The sequence below is a fragment of the Rhodoferax sp. genome (assembly GCF_039922535.1).
Taxonomy (GTDB): Bacteria; Pseudomonadota; Gammaproteobacteria; order Burkholderiales; family Burkholderiaceae_C; genus Rhodoferax_B.
In genome coordinates this window covers 1-14,889 of sequence record NZ_JBDTEM010000381.1, presented here as the reverse complement: position 1 = coordinate 14,889, position 14,889 = coordinate 1, and the positions used below count along the sequence as shown (strand labels likewise).

Sequence of the window (14,889 nt, the reverse complement as noted above, 5' to 3'; positions counted from 1 at the left end):
GCCGCCATCGCGGCCCAGGTGTCAATGGAGGATTTATCGGACGCTGGACAGCAGCTTGTTGACGCGTTCTTCGGCCGACTTTTGCACTGCGTCGATCGGCTTTTTAGCGACCAGCATATTGACCATTTCTTCGCCCACGATGGCCTCAATGGCGCGCTGGCGCGGTACGTTGCTGGGCACCGACACGCCGATGCTGCCGATCTCCAGAATGTTGTTGCGGAAGGGCAGCTTCTTGAAGTCGTCGCGGGCGGTGGCGGCGGTGTTGGCAGGCAGGTGGCCGGTGCGGGCCCATTCGTAGTCGCGGTCCCACAAGAACTTCAGGAAGGTGAACGCCGCCTTGCGGGTCTTTTCATCCTTGGCACCGCCCTTGACCATCACCCAGCTGTGGCCGTCGGCAAAGGCGGCTTTCTTGGCGTAGATCTTGGCAAATGGCACGACCGAGTAGCCGCCATGCAGCGGAGAGTCGGCTTTTTCGGCGGCATCGACAAAGTCGCCAATCGTCCAGGTGCCCACAATTTGTACGCCAACGTCGCCGTTGATGAAGGCTTGGTTGGCTGCGCCGTAGTCCATATTGGGTTTGACTAGGCCTTCGGAGTACAGCGTGTTCATCAGCTCCAACGCGTTGTGGACGGGCTTGGACTGCATATCGATTTGCTTGCCGTTGGCTGAGAACAACGTACCGTTTTGCTGTGCCACCAAGGTGACCAAGTTACGGAAGTTGGCTGCGGTGTCGGAGGCGGGCCAACCCAAGTACGCTTTGCCGGTGGCGGCCTTGAACTTGCGGGCCTGGGCCAGCAGCTCTTCGGGGCTTTGCGGCAGGACGACTGTGCCGTCCGCATTCGCCAGCCCGGCTTTTTTCATCAGGTTGCCGTTGATGTGCCATAGCCAGGACCAGGTGTCGAAGGGCAGGGCGTAGGTTTTGCCACCAATCTGCGTGCCGCGCTTGGCTTGTTCGCTGAACTGGTCGGTGCTGATGCCCACCGACTTGAAGCCATCGTCCAGCGGCTCCACCAGCTTGCGGGCCACGTAGTCGCCCAGCACCGACTCGTGCATCACGGTGATGGTGGGCACGTCTTTGGCGACGATGCGGGCGCTGAGCTGGTCGTAGAACGGACCCCATTCGGCAATTTGCGGCTTGACCACAATGCCGTCTTTGTTGGTGGCGTTGAATTCATTGATCAGCGTGGTGATGATGCCGCACTCGCCGCGCGCCTTGCTGGCATCCACGGCCTTGCCGTAATCTGCATCGCAGGCACCGAAGAAGCGGGCCACCGTGATCTCGGTCTTGGCCTGTGCGGCGCACAGGGCGCTGCCGGTGGCCAGTGTGATCGCAACCAGGCTGGCTGCTAGCGTTTTCAGTCTCATGCTTGTCTCCTCTTTTTAAGGCCGTGGCCATTTTTTGGATGTGCAGCGGATCGGCGCTGCCCCGGTTTGAACTCAACGTACCGCCGTGCCCGCCACGGCGGTAACGATGTATTTCTGGAAAAACAGGTACAGGATGAACAGGGGCAGCCCGGCAAACACGGCCTGCGACATCAGGTAGCCAATGCCCTCGCTTTGGGCAAAGTTCGACTGGCTGGAGGCCAGCCCCAGGGTGATGGTGTACATCTCGGACTTGGAGGCCGACACCAGCGGCCAGAGGTAGTCGTTCCAGGCATTCAAAAAGGTAAAGATGCCCAGCGTGGCCTGCGCTGGCACCGACAGCGGCAGGATGATGCGCCAGAAGATTTTGAGGCGCGAGGCGTTGTCTAGCAGCGCGGCCTCTTCCAGCTCCACCGGAATACCCCGGAAATATTGCGCCATCAGGAACACACCAAACGGTGCCGCCAGCTTGGGCAAGATCAAGGCGCTGTAGGTGTTGTGCATGTCCAGGTCGGCAAACAAACGGTGCAGCGGCACCAAAATGGCCTGCTCGGGCACCGCCAGCCCGGCCAGCACACAGGCAAACAGCCAGCGCCGCCCAGGGAAGGAAGTGCGCGCAAAGCCGTAGCCTGCCAGCGAGGCAATCACCAGGGTCAAAAAGGTCTGCCCCAGCGAGACGATGGCGCTGTTGAGCAGCCAGCGGAACACCTGCGAGGTGCCCAGGATGTCGGTGTAGTTCTTCAGCGTGAACGGCGGCGAAAACAGCACGTCGGTGCGCGCCATCAGCGCCGCGTTCGGCTTGAACGACAGCATGAAGATCCAGAACAACGGTGCCACCCACACGCAGGCCAGGGCAATGGCCGCAGCCAGAATCAGCCGGTCACCCCAGCCGGTTTTCAACATACGGCTCATGGCTTTTGCTCCTGTTTATCTTCTGCAGCGCGCTGGCGGCCCAGCCAGGCCTGGATGCTGACTCCGATCAACATCAAACCAAACAGTACCTGTGCCGCGGCGGCCGAATAGCCCAGCGCCCATTGGGTAAAGCCGGTTTCGTAAATGAACTGCACGATGGGCCGCGAGCTGTTGTTGGGTCCACCCTGGGTCATCAGGTACGACTGGCCAAACAGCTGGAACTGCTGGATCACCTCGATCACCGCCACCAGCGCCACCGTGCGCTTGATAGAGGGCAGGGTGATGGACGCAAAGGTGCGCCAGCGGCTGGCGTTGTCGAGTGCGGCGGCCTCGTACATCTCTTGCGGAATCTGCTGCAGCGCGGCCAGAAACAGCATCATCGGCAGACCAATGATCCACCACACGGTGACCAGCGCCACCGACGGCAAGGCCAGCGATTCGATAACCAGCGGGGCCAGCGGATGCAGCCCCGCGCCAATCATCAGGTTAGACAGCAAGCCCTTGTCGGGCATCAGCACCAGCCGCCACACCAGGGTGACGATGGTGACCGACAGCACCGACGAGCCAAAAAAGATCGCCCGCAGCACGGCACCGGTGCGCCCAGGCCGGTTCAAGGCCAGTGCCAGCGCCAGCCCCAGGGCCACGAACACCGGCGTGGTCAGGCCGACGAAGTAGAAGGTGTTGCGCACCGCACCCATGAAGATGTCGTCGTGCAGCAGGTCGGCGTAGTTCTTCAGTCCAATGAAGTCGCTGGTGTCCGCCAGCATGTCCACGTCGCGCAGGCTGAGCCACCAGCCCAGCACCAACGGCAGGACCAGTAGCAGGACGTAGACCACCAGATAGGGCAGAACGAACAGGCCGTTCAGCCAATGTTGGGGTTGTTTGCGTGCCATGGTTGCCTTACTGTGGCGCGTGGTGCGGCGCATGGTGGGCCACGCCCGCTACGTCAAACACATGCAGGCGTGCGCTGTCTATGCGCAGCGCCACGGTTTCGCCAGGGGCTACGCCGCTGTCGCGGTGCGCCTCGGCCACCACGTTGCTGCCGTCGGCCAGGCCTACGTGCACCAGGGTGCGGTCACCCAGGCGCTCCACCACGTCCACCCGGCCTGGCAGTTCACCCTGGGGATCCAGGGTGATGGATTCGGCGCGCACACCCAGCGTCAGTGGGCCCGCGGACACCTCGGCATCCAGCAACCCGGTCTGGAAAATGCTGCCGTGGGCCAGGCGCAGGCACAGCCGCCCGTCTTGCGGGGCTGCCCGCTCGGTGTCCAAAAAGTTCATCGCAGGCTGGCCGATAAAGCCCGCCACAAAGCGGGTCGATGGGCGGCGGTAGATGTCCATGGGCGCGCCGATCTGCTCGATGCAGCCCTTGTTCATCACCACGATGCGGGTGGCCAGCGTCATGGCCTCGACCTGGTCGTGGGTGACGAACACCATGGTCGATTGCAGCCGCTGGTGCAGCCGCGCCAACTCGACCCGGGTGCGGGTACGCAGGGCGGCATCCAGATTGGACAGCGGCTCGTCAAACAAAAAGGCGCTGGGGTTTTTGACGATGGACCGGCCAATCGCCACCCGCTGGCGCTGCCCGCCGGACAGTTGGCCGGGCTTGCGCTGCAGCAGGGCGTCCAGCTCCAGCATGCGGGCTGCGTCGGTAATGCGCGTGGTGATTTCGGCCTCGGCCAGGCCGATGTTGCGCATGCCGAAGGCCATGTTGTCGAACACCGTCATGTGCGGGTACAGCGCGTAGTGCTGGAACACCATGGCCACGCCGCGCTGGCCGGGGGGCAGGTCGGTCACGTCTTTGTTGTTGATGGTGATGCTGCCGCTGGTCACCGGCTCTAGCCCCGCCATCATGCGCAGCAGGGTGGATTTGCCGCAGCCCGAGGGGCCGAGGAACACCAGGAATTCGCCCTGCGCGATGTCCAGCGAAAGGTCGCTCATCACTACGACGTTGCCGTAATGTTTGCTGACCCGGTTCAGTTGAATGCCTGCCACGTCTTGTCTCCTGTCCAAAATGTCTTTGGTATTATGAAAGACGATTCTAGAAGGGCATAGTTTGAGCTGTCAACACAGTTCGATGCTGCGGTGCAGCACGCTGGGGCCAGGATTCCTTGGTGGTATTTCTACCAAGTTTTAGGCGTAAAAAAAGCTACCAGGGCAGGTGGTACCTGCGCTGGCAGCTATTGATTCGGGAGCAATGAGGCTCCCGGTCAGTGGTGGCGGTTTAGACCACTTTGGCGATGCACGCGCAGACGTAGTCGATGTTTTTGCTGTTCAGCGCGGCCACACACATGCGGCCGGTGTCGGTGCCGTACACGCCAAATTCTTCGCGCAGGCGCACCATCTGGTCCTTGCTCAGGCCGGAGTAGCTGAACATGCCAATCTGCTGGGTGATGAAAGACATGTCTTGCTTGACACCGGCAGCCTTCAGGCCGTCCACCAGCTTTTGGCGCATGGCCTTGATGCGCACGCGCATTTCGCCCAGCTCGCCTTCCCACTGGGAGCGCAACTCGGGGGTGTTGAGCACCGTGGCCACCACGGTCGCACCGTGGATTTGCGGGTTGCTGTAGTTAGTGCGGATGCAGATCTTCAGCTGGCTCAGCACGCGGCCGGCTTCTTCTTTGGATTCGCACAGCACCGTTAAAGCGCCCACGCGTTCGCCGTACAGACTGAAGCTCTTGCTGAACGAGGTGGACACAAAGAAGCTCAGGCCTGCGGCCACAAACTTGCCGATGACGGCACCGTCCTCGGTGATGCCGTAGCCAAAGCCCTGGTAGGCCATGTCCAGGAAAGGGGTCAGCTTGCGGGCCTTGACCACGTCGACCACCTGGTCCCACTGGGCGGCGGTGATGTCGTAACCCGTGGGGTTGTGGCAGCAGGCGTGCAGGACCACGATGGTGCCTGCGACGGCGGCGTTCAACGAGGCCAGCATGCCGTCGAAGTTCACGCCACGGGCGGCCGCGTCGTAGTAGGTGTAGCTTTCGACCTCGAAACCGGCGTTCTGGAACAGTGCGCGGTGGTTTTCCCAGCTGGGGTCGCTGATCATTACCTTGGCGTTGGGGCTGAGCTTCTTCAAGAAGTCAGCGCCAATCTTCAGGCCACCGGTGCCGCCAATGCCTTGTACGGTGACCGCGCGGCCCGAGGTGACGGGTTCGGATTCAGCACCGAACACCAGTCCTTTAACGGCCGAGTCGTACGCCGCCACACCGTCGATGGGCAGGTAGCCACGCGGCTTGGGCGCATCGGTCATTTGCTTCTCTACGGTTTGCACACAGGCCAGCAGGGGCAGTTTGCCGTTGTCGTCGAAGTACACGCCCACGCCCAGGTTGACCTTGTTGGGGTTGGTGTCGGCATTGAATTGCTCGTTCAGGCCCAGAATCGGGTCGCGCGGTGCCATTTCGACGGCGGTAAACAGTGACATGGAAAAATCCTTTGGGGGTTGTCAATAGCGGCTTGCCCGCGGCTACGGGCAGCCCAGGATTTTAGCTGCCGTGGCGCGCGGCTCTGTAGGACATTGTGTCAAATACTATGTTTTTTATAGCTTCTAGCGCAGGTTTTGTATGTGCTGGAGGTCGATTTGACATGTATTTTTTGGGGCCACCAGCAGCCAGGTGAATGCAGCCGCAGCGGCACCGCGCTGTATCGGTGAAGGCGGCAAGCGCGCAAGCAAGCCTGTATTCCTATACAGTATCGGGTTTTGCTGTTTTGAGAGGCTGTGCGCCATGGCTGAAATTGTGTCCCTGTACCCATCTACCTCCCCTGAGCAGCCCGAAGGCGAGTTCGTCAGCTTTCCCGGTTCGCCGTTTGAGCTGTTCATGCCATATCCACCGGCAGGCGACCAGCCCGAGGCCATCCGGCAATTGGTGGACGGCGTGAACGACGGTGAGGTGTTTCAAACCCTGCTGGGCGTGACTGGCTCGGGCAAGACCTTCACCATGGCCAACGTGATTGCTAGATTGGGCCGCCCAGCCATTATTTTTGCGCCCAACAAAACCCTGGCGGCGCAGCTGTACAGCGAGTTTCGCGAGTTCTTTCCCAAGAACGCGGTGGAATACTTCGTCAGTTACTACGACTACTACCAGCCCGAGGCCTACGTGCCGCAGCGCGACCTGTTCATCGAAAAAGACAGCGCCATCAACGAGCATATCGAGCAGATGCGCCTGAGCTGCACCAAGAGCGTGCTGGAGCGGCGCGACGTGGTCATCGTGGCCACGGTGTCGGCCATCTACGGCATCGGCCAGCCCGAGGCCTACCACCAGATGGTTATGACGCTGCGCCATGGCGACAAAATGGGCCAGCGCGATGTGATTGCCCAGCTCATCCGCATGCAGTACCAGCGCAACGACATGGAGTTCAGCCGGGGCAAGTTTCGGGTGCGCGGCGACACGATTGACGTGTTTCCGGCCGAGCATTCCGAGCTGGCCATCCGCATCGAGTTGTTTGACGACGAGATCGAATCCCTGCAGCTGTTTGACCCGCTGACCGGCCGCATCCGCCAGAAGATTCCGCGCTTCACCGTCTACCCCAGCAGCCACTACGTCACCCCGCGCGACAAGGTGCTGGCTGCGGTGGAAACCATCAAGATGGAGCTGTCGGACCGGCTCAAAGAACTGGTCGGCATGGGCAAGCTGGTGGAGGCCCAGCGGCTGGAGCAGCGCACCCGGTTTGACCTGGAAATGCTCACCGAGATCGGCCATTGCAAGGGCATTGAGAACTACACCCGCCACCTTAGCGCCGCGCTGCCCGGCATGCCGCCGTCTACGCTCACCGACTACCTGCCCAAAGACGCGCTGATGTTTCTGGACGAAAGCCACATCCTGATCGGTCAGTTTGGCGGCATGTACAACGGCGATAGGGCGCGCAAGACCACGCTGGTGGAGTACGGCTTTCGCTTGCCCAGTGCGCTGGACAACCGCCCGCTGAAGTTTGAAGAATTTGAAACCAAGATGCGCCAGGCGGTTTTCGTCTCGGCTACGCCCGGCAATTGGGAAAAGGAGCACACCGGCCAGGTGGTGGAGCAATTGGTGCGCCCCACCGGCCTGGTCGATCCGCAGGTGGAGGTGCGCCCCGCCACCCACCAGGTGGACGATGTGCTGCAAGAAATCCGCATCCGCGTGGAAAAGAGCGAGCGCGTCTTCATCACCACGCTGACCAAGCGCATGGCCGAGCAGCTGACCGACTACCTGACGGAAAACGGCGTGAAGGTGCGCTACCTGCACAGCGATGTGGACACGGTGGAACGGGTGGAAATCTTGCGCGATCTGCGCCTGGGCACCTTCGACGTGCTGGTGGGTATCAACCTGCTGCGCGAAGGCCTGGACGTGCCCGAGGTGTCGCTGGTGGCGATTCTGGATGCCGACAAAGAAGGCTTTTTGCGCTCCGAGCGCTCGCTGATCCAGACCATTGGCCGGGCCGCCCGCAACCTGAATGGCCGGGCCATTCTGTACGCCGACAAGGTCACCGACTCGATGCGCAAGGCCATCGACGAGACCGAGCGCCGCCGTACCAAGCAAATCGCCCACAACCTGGAGCAGGGCATCACGCCGCGCAGCATCGTCAAGCAGGTGAAGGACCTGATCGACGGCGTGTACAGCGAGAAGTCAGGCCGCGAAGCCGAGAAACTGGCGCAAGACGCGATCCAGCGCGCCAAGGTGGAAGACATGGGCGAAAAAGACATCGCCCGCGAAATCAAGCGGCTGGAAAAGCTCATGCTGGAGCACGCCCGCAACCTCGAATTCGAAAAAGCCGCACGGGTGCGCGACCAGTTGGCAGTGCTCAAGACCCAGGCCTTTGGGGCATCGGGGCACGACAACATCGCCCTGTGAGACCAATCGTTCTAAAATAAGACTGGTCAGTATGCTTACCCGACGAATTTGTTAGGCTTCTCTGCTATAATGGCTACTGTCAATAAAGAAAAACCAGAAGTTGAGGGCGTGCTGCCGTGACATAAACACGGCAAGCAAGCTGGAGGAAGCGGAGTTGAGACTGTTCAGACACAGTTTTGGTTCCATGTGTCACCCCAGTAATGCCTAAAAGACCGGCGTGGCCACCACGTCGGACCTGGCCAACTAAATAGGAGCTTGCGATGCGACTCACCACGAAAGGCCGTTTTGCGGTCACTGCCATGATTGATTTGGCCCTGCGCCAGAACAACGGCCCCGTCACGTTGGCGGCGATCAGCCAACGGCAACAAATTTCTCTCTCGTACCTGGAGCAACTGTTCGGCAAACTGCGCCGCCACGAGCTGGTCGAGTCCACCCGGGGCCCCGGCGGCGGTTACACCCTCGGCCGCAAGGCCGCAGAGATTACCGTGGCCGACATCATCGTTTCGGTAGACGAGCCGATGGATGCCACCCAGTGCGGCGGCAAGGAAAACTGCCTGGGCGAAGCCGGCCGTTGCATGACGCACGACCTGTGGGCCTCGCTGAACACCCGCATGGTCGAATTCTTGGACTCCGTGAGCCTGCAAAAGCTGGTGGACGAGCAACTCGCCAAGGGCGTGCAGATCGAAAGCAAGCCCATGGTCAAGCGTGCCATCTCCAGCATGCCGGTCGTCAAGCCCATGCGCATCACCGGGCCCAATTCGGTGTTTGCCCTTGGCAACGTATTTGCCAAGTCCTAATGCTTGCAATGTATTTGCCAAGTCCTAATTTCTTCAGAGCGCTTTTTTAAAGCCAGCCGTCACCAAAAGTTATTGAGAGCTAGCCAATGGATACCCCACACTTCCCCATTTACATGGACTACAGCGCCACCAACCCCTGCGACGAGCGGGTGGTGGATGCCATGATTCCCTGGTTGCGCGAACATTTCGGCAACCCCGCGTCGCGCAGCCATGCATGGGGCTGGGAGGCCGAAGCTGCGGTAGAAAAGGCCCGCGAACAGGTGGCCGCATTGATTGGTGCCGACCCGCGTGAAATCGTCTGGACTTCGGGCGCGACCGAATCCAACAACCTGGCACTCAAGGGTGCCGCCCAGTTTTACAAAACCAAGGGCAAACACATCATCACGGTGAAGACCGAGCACAAAGCCGTGCTCGACACCTGCCGTGAGTTGGAGCGCCAAGGTTTTGAAGTCACCTACCTGGACGTGCAGGCCGATGGCCTGGTCGATCTGGAAGTCTTTAAGGCCGCCATCCGCCCCGACACCATTCTGGCCAGCGTGATGTTCGTGAACAACGAAATCGGCGTGATCCAGGACATCGCTACCATCGGTGCCATCTGCCGCGAAAAGGGTGTGATCTTCCACTCCGATGCCGCGCAAGCCACCGGCCGTGTCGAATTTGATCTGTCCACCATGCCCGTCGATTTGATGAGCCTGACCTCGCACAAAACCTACGGCCCCAAAGGCATAGGTGCGCTGTTCGTCCGCCGCAAGCCCCGTAGCCGCCTGGAAGCGCAAATGCACGGTGGCGGTCACGAGCGCGGTATGCGCTCCGGCACCTTGCCTACGCACCAGATCGTCGGCATGGGCGAGGCCTACCGCATTGCCAAGGAAGAAATGGGCGTGGAAAACCTGCGCATCCAAGCCTTGCACGACCGCATGCTGGCCGGTTTGAAAGACGTGGAGCAGGTGTTTATCAACGGCCACGAAACCAAGCGCGTGCCACACAACCTGAACATGAGCTTCAACTACGTCGAAGGCGAGTCGCTGATCATGGGCATCAAGGGTTTGGCTGTTTCCAGCGGTTCGGCTTGCACATCTGCCAGCCTGGAGCCCAGCTATGTGCTGCGCGCCCTGGGCCGCAGCGACGAGCTGGCCCACAGCAGCCTGCGCATGACCATTGGCCGCTGGACCACCGAAGCTGACATCGACTACGCGGTCGATACCATCAAGGTCAACGTGGCCAAGCTGCGCGACCTGAGCCCTTTGTGGGAAATGTACCAAGATGGTATTGATATCAGCACGATCCAATGGTCGGCTCACTGATTTGAATTGAAGAGGTAAACAAAATGGCATACAGCGAAAAAGTGGTAGACCACTATGAAAACCCCCGCAACGTCGGCTCGTTTGAAAAAGGCGACGACAGCGTAGGCACCGGCATGGTCGGCGCACCGGCTTGCGGCGACGTGATGAAGCTGCAAATCAAGGTCAACCCCGTCACCGGCGTGATCGAAGACGCACGTTTCAAAACCTACGGCTGCGGCTCGGCTATTGCCTCCAGCTCGCTGGTGACCGAATGGGTCAAGGGTAAGACGCTGGACGAAGCGGCAGCTTTGAAAAACAGCCAGATCGCTGAAGAACTGGCCCTGCCTCCAGTCAAGATCCACTGCTCCATCCTGGCCGAAGACGCCATCAAGGCCGCAGTCAGCGACTACAAGCAAAAACACGCTGCGGCGGCTGCCCAGGTCCACTGAACATGGCTGTCACGCTGACTGAGGCTGCCGCCCGGCATGTCACCCGCTACCTGGCCAAACGTGGTCGGGGTGTGGGTGTGCGCCTGGGTGTCAAAACCACGGGTTGCTCGGGTTTGGCTTACAAGCTGGAGTACGTGGACGAGTTCGCTCCCGAAGACGTGGTCTTTGAAGGCCATGGCGTGAAGGTGTTGGTAGACCCGAAAAGCCTGGCCTACATCGACGGTACCCAGCTCGACTTTGTGCGCGAAGGCCTTAACGAAGGCTTCAAGTTCGAAAATCCGAACGAACGCGACAAGTGTGGCTGCGGCGAGAGCTTCCGCATTTAAGAGCCCTGTCGCCCACCATCAACCGCCCGCGCCCCGTGTGCTGGCGGTTTTTTAATGTATGAACCTCCAATCCAACGATTTCGAGCTATTTGAGCTGCCGCAGCAGTTCGCGCAGGACCACGCCGCCATGCAGACCCGCTGGCAGGCGCTGCAGCGCGAGGCCCATCCAGACCGTTTTGCCGCCCAGGCCGGAGCCGCGCAGCGCGTGGCGATGCAGTGGTCGGTGCGTATCAACGAGGCCTGGGCGCGGCTGAAAGACCCGCTCAAGCGCGCCGCTTACCTGTGCGAACTGCACGGTGCGCCCATCCAGGCCGAGAACAACACCGCCATGCCCGGCGCATTCCTGATGCAGCAGATGGAATGGCGCGAAGCCTTGGACGATGCCACAAGTGCGGCCACGTTGGAGGCTTTGAATACCGAGGTAATGCAAGCTCGGCGCGACGGTCTGGCCCAGTGCGCTCAGTTGCTCGATGTTGCCCACGACTACGCCGCTGCCGCCCAGCAGGTCCGGGCTTTGATGTTCATCGAGCGCTTTGCCAGCGACGTAGACGACCGCCTTGACGCAATGGATACCCTGTCCAACGGACAATAAAGTCCCCTCGAAAAAATACTCTCATGGCGCTCCTCCAAATCTCCGAACCCGGCCAGTCGCCCGACCCGCACCAGCGCCGCCATGCCGTCGGCATCGACCTAGGCACCACCCATTCGCTGGTCGCCACCGTGCGCAGCGGCGAAGCCGTGTGCCTGCCCGACGACCAGGGCCGGGTGATCTTGCCCAGCGTGGTGCGTTACCTGGCGGGCGACAAACGCCAGATCGGCTTTGATGCACTGGTCGCGCAAGCCAGTGACCCCGAAAACACCATTGCCTCGGTGAAGCGCTTCATGGGTCGGGGCCTGGCCGACATTGCCCAGCGCGAGAAGCTGCCTTACGTGTTCGTCGACAAGCCCGGCATGGTGGGTTTGCAAACGGTGCACGGCGAAAAATCTCCGGTCGAAGTCAGCGCCGAGATTCTGGCGACCCTGCGCTTCCGGGCCGAAGACAGCTTTCTGGACGACGTGTACGGCGCGGTCATCACCGTACCTGCCTACTTCGACGATGCCCAGCGCCAGGCCACCAAGGACGCGGCGCAATTGGCAGGGCTGAACGTGCTGCGCCTGATCAACGAGCCTACCGCTGCGGCCATCGCCTACGGCCTGGACAACGGTAGCGAAGGTATTTACGCGGTGTACGACCTGGGCGGTGGCACTTTTGACATCAGTATCCTGCGCTTGAGCCAGGGCGTGTTCGAGGTCATTGCCACCGGTGGCGACGCAGCCCTTGGCGGCGACGACTACGACCGCGCGCTGGCCGACTGGGTGCTGGCGCAGACCGGCCAGCAGGCTGTCACCGCCTCCGACAAGGTGGCTCTGAACGCCGCAGCCCGCGCCGGTAAGGAAGCCTTATCTGCTACGGAATTGGTAGCTGTCCGTGCAGATCTATCCAGCGCCAGCATCCAATTTGACGTTAAAAAATCAGACTTTGAAGCCGCCACCGCCCATCTGACCGCGCGCACCATGGCCGCTGTGCGCAAAGCGCTGCGCGATGCCAAGCTGTCGGTGGACGAGGTGCAGGGCACGGTGATGGTCGGTGGCTCCACCCGCATGCCGCAGATCCAGCGCGCCGTGGCCGATTTTTTTGGCCGCGCGCCGCTCACCAACCTGAACCCGGACGAAGTCGTCGCCCTCGGTGCCGCCATCCAGGCGAACCAGTTGGCGGGTAACAGCGGTGCCGGGGACTTGCTGCTGCTGGACGTGATCCCGCTCTCGCTGGGTATCGAAACCATGGGCGGCCTGGTCGAGCGCATCGTGCCGCGCAACCAGACCATTCCCACCGCCATGGCGCAAGATTTCACCACCTACCAGGACGGCCAGACTGCCCTGGCGCTGCACGTGGTACAGGGTGAGCGAGACCTGGTGGCCGACTGCCGCAGCCTGGCCCGTTTCGAGCTGCGCGGCATCCCGCCCATGGCCGCCGGCGCGGCTCGCATCCGTGTCACCTTCACGGTGGATGCCGACGGCCTGCTCAGCGTGGCCGCGAAAGAGCAGGGCAGTGGCGTGGAGTCGCAAATCACCGTCAAGCCGTCTTACGGCCTGAGCGACGCGCAGATTGCGCAAATGCTGCAAGACAGCTTCCACACCGCCGCCCAAGACATGCAGGCCCGTGCCCTGGTCGAAGCCCGCGTGGATGCCGACCGCATGCTGCTGGCCACCCAAAGTGCGCTGGCGGCGGACGGCGATTTGCTGACCGCTGTCGAATTGGCCGAAGTGGAGGCGTTGCGGGCCGAGTTGGTCCAGGCCAAGCTGCTCACCGATGCCAAGCTGGTCGAAGCCGCCACCAAAAAATTGGCCGACGGCACCGAAGCCTTCGCCGCCGCCCGCATGAACCGGGGCATCCAGCAAGCCCTGTCCGGCAAGAACATAGAAACGATCTGATATGCCAATCATTAAAATATTGCCCCACCCCGAATACTGCCCGCAAGGTGCCGAGATCAGCGCGCCCGCGGGCACCTCGATCTGCGAGGCCATGCTGGACAACCACATCAACATCGAGCACGCATGCGACATGAGCTGTGCCTGCACCACCTGCCACGTGATCGTGCGCGAAGGTTTTGCATCGCTGGGTGAGCTGGACGAAAACGAAGAAGATCTGCTGGACCGCGCCTGGGGCCTGGAGCCGCAGTCGCGCTTGGGCTGCCAGGCCTTCCTGAGTCAGCAGAATGTGACGGTGGAAATTCCCAAGTACACCATCAACCACGCCAAAGAACTTCATTGATAAAAAAGGTTGCTAGCGCAGGCGCTACCTGCGCGGGCAGCTATTAAAAAGATAGTTTATGCGCCAAATCATTCTGGATACCGAAACCACCGGCCTGTCGGCGGCGGGCGGCGACCGTATTCTGGAAATCGGCTGCGTCGAGCTGCTCAACCGCAAGCTCACCGGCCACCATTTCCACCACTACATCAACCCCGAGCGCGACAGCCACGAAGACGCGCTGCGGGTGCACGGCATTACCACCGAATTCCTGCGCGATAAACCCAAGTTCGCCGAGATCGTGGACGCTTTCTTGGCCTACTGCCAGGATGCCGAGCTCGTCATCCACAACGCCGCCTTCGACGTTGGCTTTCTGAACAAAGAGCTGGAGCGCCTGGGCAAGCCGCCACTGAAGAGCTTTGTCAGCGGCGTGATCGACACGCTGGCCATGGCCAAAGAGCTGTACCCCGGCAAGCGTAATTCGTTGGACGCCCTGTGTGATCGGCTGGAAGTGGACCGTTCGGGCCGCGACGTGCACGGTGCTTTGCTGGATGCCGAGCTGCTGTCGCAGGTCTACATCAATCTCACGCGCGGCCAGGATGCGCTGCTGATCGACGTGGGCGATGAAGACACTACGGTCGCCGCCGTGCCACAGATGGATTTGAGCGGTTTTGTACTGCCCGTGCTGCACACCACCGAGGAAGAGGCCGCAGCCCACCAGGACCTGCTGAAGCAACTCGATAAATCGAGCGGTGGAAAGACAGTCTGGCGAATTCTCGAAAAAGATGTTGTACAATTTGAGGCTTACCTGATGGCGATTAACAAGTCGTAGTCAAACGAATATCAGGGCGATTAGCTCAGGGGTAGAGCACTGCATTCACACTGCAGGGGTCGCAAGTTCGAAACTTGCATCGCCCACCACATCAAAGCACCTAGCGCCAGCCGCTAGGTGCTTTTTTTTCGTCCGCATGCGCTGCCGCCATGCACCGGTAAAGATGGCTTTACAGACGTAAACCACCCCTAGAATTCTTGGAATTTGAGGGACCCTGCCAGGGTTTCGTCCGCTACGCCATCTGTAGCATTTCTCTGTAATCCACCCCCATGACCTTATTGAATGTGCTGGTCCTTGCGTTTGTACAAGGCATTT

14 protein-coding genes and 1 tRNA gene are annotated in these 14,889 nt (G+C 60.9%); 10 read left to right on the top strand and 5 right to left on the bottom strand.

All coding sequences use genetic code 11. The features are described from left to right. Nucleotides 1-33: 33 nt before the first annotated feature. The 5 genes from ABI213_RS18320 to ABI213_RS18300 form a co-directional block, all read right to left on the bottom strand. Nucleotides 34-1,365, bottom strand: coding sequence for an extracellular solute-binding protein (locus tag ABI213_RS18320; RefSeq protein WP_348028117.1), 1,332 nt, complete (start codon nucleotides 1,363-1,365; stop codon nucleotides 34-36). 72 nt (nucleotides 1,366-1,437) lie between these two features. Continuing rightward, nucleotides 1,438-2,274, bottom strand: coding sequence for a carbohydrate ABC transporter permease (locus ABI213_RS18315; protein ID WP_348006109.1), 837 nt, complete (start codon nucleotides 2,272-2,274; stop codon nucleotides 1,438-1,440). Further along, a complete protein-coding gene (locus ABI213_RS18310; protein ID WP_348006108.1) occupies nucleotides 2,271-3,167 on the bottom strand; it encodes a sugar ABC transporter permease in 897 nt (298 codons plus the stop codon). Before ABI213_RS18310 ends, ABI213_RS18315 begins: the two co-directional genes overlap by 4 nt. Nucleotides 3,168-3,174: 7 nt before the next feature. Beyond that, on the bottom strand, nucleotides 3,175-4,269 hold the full coding sequence (ugpC, locus tag ABI213_RS18305; RefSeq protein ID WP_348006107.1) for a sn-glycerol-3-phosphate ABC transporter ATP-binding protein UgpC: 1,095 nt from the start codon (nucleotides 4,267-4,269) through the stop codon (nucleotides 3,175-3,177). Between the two features lie 229 nt (nucleotides 4,270-4,498). Continuing rightward, nucleotides 4,499-5,695: an amino acid aminotransferase gene (locus ABI213_RS18300; protein WP_348008056.1), complete on the bottom strand. Its 1,197-nt coding sequence runs from the start codon at nucleotides 5,693-5,695 to the stop codon at nucleotides 4,499-4,501. 301 nt (nucleotides 5,696-5,996) lie between these two features. Here ABI213_RS18300 and uvrB point away from each other — a divergent pair, with 301 nt between their 5' ends. From uvrB to ABI213_RS18250, 10 genes are all read left to right on the top strand, one after another. Further along, on the top strand, nucleotides 5,997-8,099 hold the full coding sequence (gene uvrB, locus ABI213_RS18295) for an excinuclease ABC subunit UvrB (RefSeq protein WP_348008055.1): 2,103 nt from the start codon (nucleotides 5,997-5,999) through the stop codon (nucleotides 8,097-8,099). Between the two features lie 260 nt (nucleotides 8,100-8,359). After that, nucleotides 8,360-8,896 carry a Fe-S cluster assembly transcriptional regulator IscR gene (gene iscR, locus ABI213_RS18290; RefSeq protein WP_348008054.1) on the top strand — a complete coding sequence of 179 codons (537 nt, stop codon included), beginning with the start codon at nucleotides 8,360-8,362 and terminating at the stop codon, nucleotides 8,894-8,896. 86 nt (nucleotides 8,897-8,982) lie between these two features. Further along, a complete protein-coding gene (locus ABI213_RS18285; RefSeq protein WP_348028115.1) occupies nucleotides 8,983-10,200 on the top strand; it encodes an IscS subfamily cysteine desulfurase in 1,218 nt (405 codons plus the stop codon). Between the two features lie 23 nt (nucleotides 10,201-10,223). Then, complete coding sequence (iscU, locus tag ABI213_RS18280; RefSeq protein WP_315184031.1) at nucleotides 10,224-10,628, top strand: Fe-S cluster assembly scaffold IscU; 405 nt, start codon at nucleotides 10,224-10,226, stop codon at nucleotides 10,626-10,628. A 2-nt stretch (nucleotides 10,629-10,630) separates the two neighbouring features. Next, entirely contained in the window at nucleotides 10,631-10,954 is a 324-nt protein-coding gene (iscA, locus tag ABI213_RS18275) for an iron-sulfur cluster assembly protein IscA (protein WP_348008052.1), read from the top strand. Nucleotides 10,955-11,012: 58 nt separating this feature from the next. After that, nucleotides 11,013-11,546 (top strand): Fe-S protein assembly co-chaperone HscB, encoded by a 534-nt coding sequence (hscB, locus tag ABI213_RS18270; protein ID WP_348028113.1) that lies wholly within the window; start codon nucleotides 11,013-11,015, stop codon nucleotides 11,544-11,546. A 23-nt stretch (nucleotides 11,547-11,569) separates the two neighbouring features. Next, on the top strand, nucleotides 11,570-13,426 hold the full coding sequence (hscA, locus tag ABI213_RS18265; RefSeq protein ID WP_348008050.1) for a Fe-S protein assembly chaperone HscA: 1,857 nt from the start codon (nucleotides 11,570-11,572) through the stop codon (nucleotides 13,424-13,426). Nucleotide 13,427: 1 nt separating this feature from the next. Then, complete coding sequence (fdx, locus tag ABI213_RS18260) at nucleotides 13,428-13,766, top strand: ISC system 2Fe-2S type ferredoxin (RefSeq protein WP_348008049.1); 339 nt, start codon at nucleotides 13,428-13,430, stop codon at nucleotides 13,764-13,766. Nucleotides 13,767-13,824: 58 nt separating this feature from the next. Next, on the top strand, nucleotides 13,825-14,574 hold the full coding sequence (dnaQ, locus tag ABI213_RS18255) for a DNA polymerase III subunit epsilon (protein ID WP_348008048.1): 750 nt from the start codon (nucleotides 13,825-13,827) through the stop codon (nucleotides 14,572-14,574). A gap of 14 nt (nucleotides 14,575-14,588) precedes the next feature. Further along, nucleotides 14,589-14,663, top strand: a tRNA-Val gene (locus ABI213_RS18250). The last annotated feature ends 226 nt before the right edge of the window (nucleotides 14,664-14,889 follow it).

Bases quoted from the DNA above. Each gene is read 5' to 3' on its own strand.
- iscA (WP_348008052.1), top strand. From the start codon at position 10,631: ATGGCTGTCACGCTGACTGAGGCTGCCGCCCGGCATGTCACCCGCTAC.
- ABI213_RS18310 (WP_348006108.1), bottom strand. From the start codon at position 3,167: ATGGCACGCAAACAACCCCAACATTGGCTGAACGGCCTGTTCGTTCTG.
- hscB (WP_348028113.1), top strand. From the start codon at position 11,013: ATGAACCTCCAATCCAACGATTTCGAGCTATTTGAGCTGCCGCAGCAG.
- fdx (WP_348008049.1), top strand. From the start codon at position 13,428: ATGCCAATCATTAAAATATTGCCCCACCCCGAATACTGCCCGCAAGGT.
- iscR (WP_348008054.1), top strand. From the start codon at position 8,360: ATGCGACTCACCACGAAAGGCCGTTTTGCGGTCACTGCCATGATTGAT.
- dnaQ (WP_348008048.1), top strand. From the start codon at position 13,825: ATGCGCCAAATCATTCTGGATACCGAAACCACCGGCCTGTCGGCGGCG.
- iscU (WP_315184031.1), top strand. From the start codon at position 10,224: ATGGCATACAGCGAAAAAGTGGTAGACCACTATGAAAACCCCCGCAAC.
- ABI213_RS18300 (WP_348008056.1), bottom strand. From the start codon at position 5,695: ATGTCACTGTTTACCGCCGTCGAAATGGCACCGCGCGACCCGATTCTG.
- ABI213_RS18315 (WP_348006109.1), bottom strand. From the start codon at position 2,274: ATGAGCCGTATGTTGAAAACCGGCTGGGGTGACCGGCTGATTCTGGCT.
- ABI213_RS18285 (WP_348028115.1), top strand. From the start codon at position 8,983: ATGGATACCCCACACTTCCCCATTTACATGGACTACAGCGCCACCAAC.
- hscA (WP_348008050.1), top strand. From the start codon at position 11,570: ATGGCGCTCCTCCAAATCTCCGAACCCGGCCAGTCGCCCGACCCGCAC.
- ABI213_RS18320 (WP_348028117.1), bottom strand. From the start codon at position 1,365: ATGAGACTGAAAACGCTAGCAGCCAGCCTGGTTGCGATCACACTGGCC.
- uvrB (WP_348008055.1), top strand. From the start codon at position 5,997: ATGGCTGAAATTGTGTCCCTGTACCCATCTACCTCCCCTGAGCAGCCC.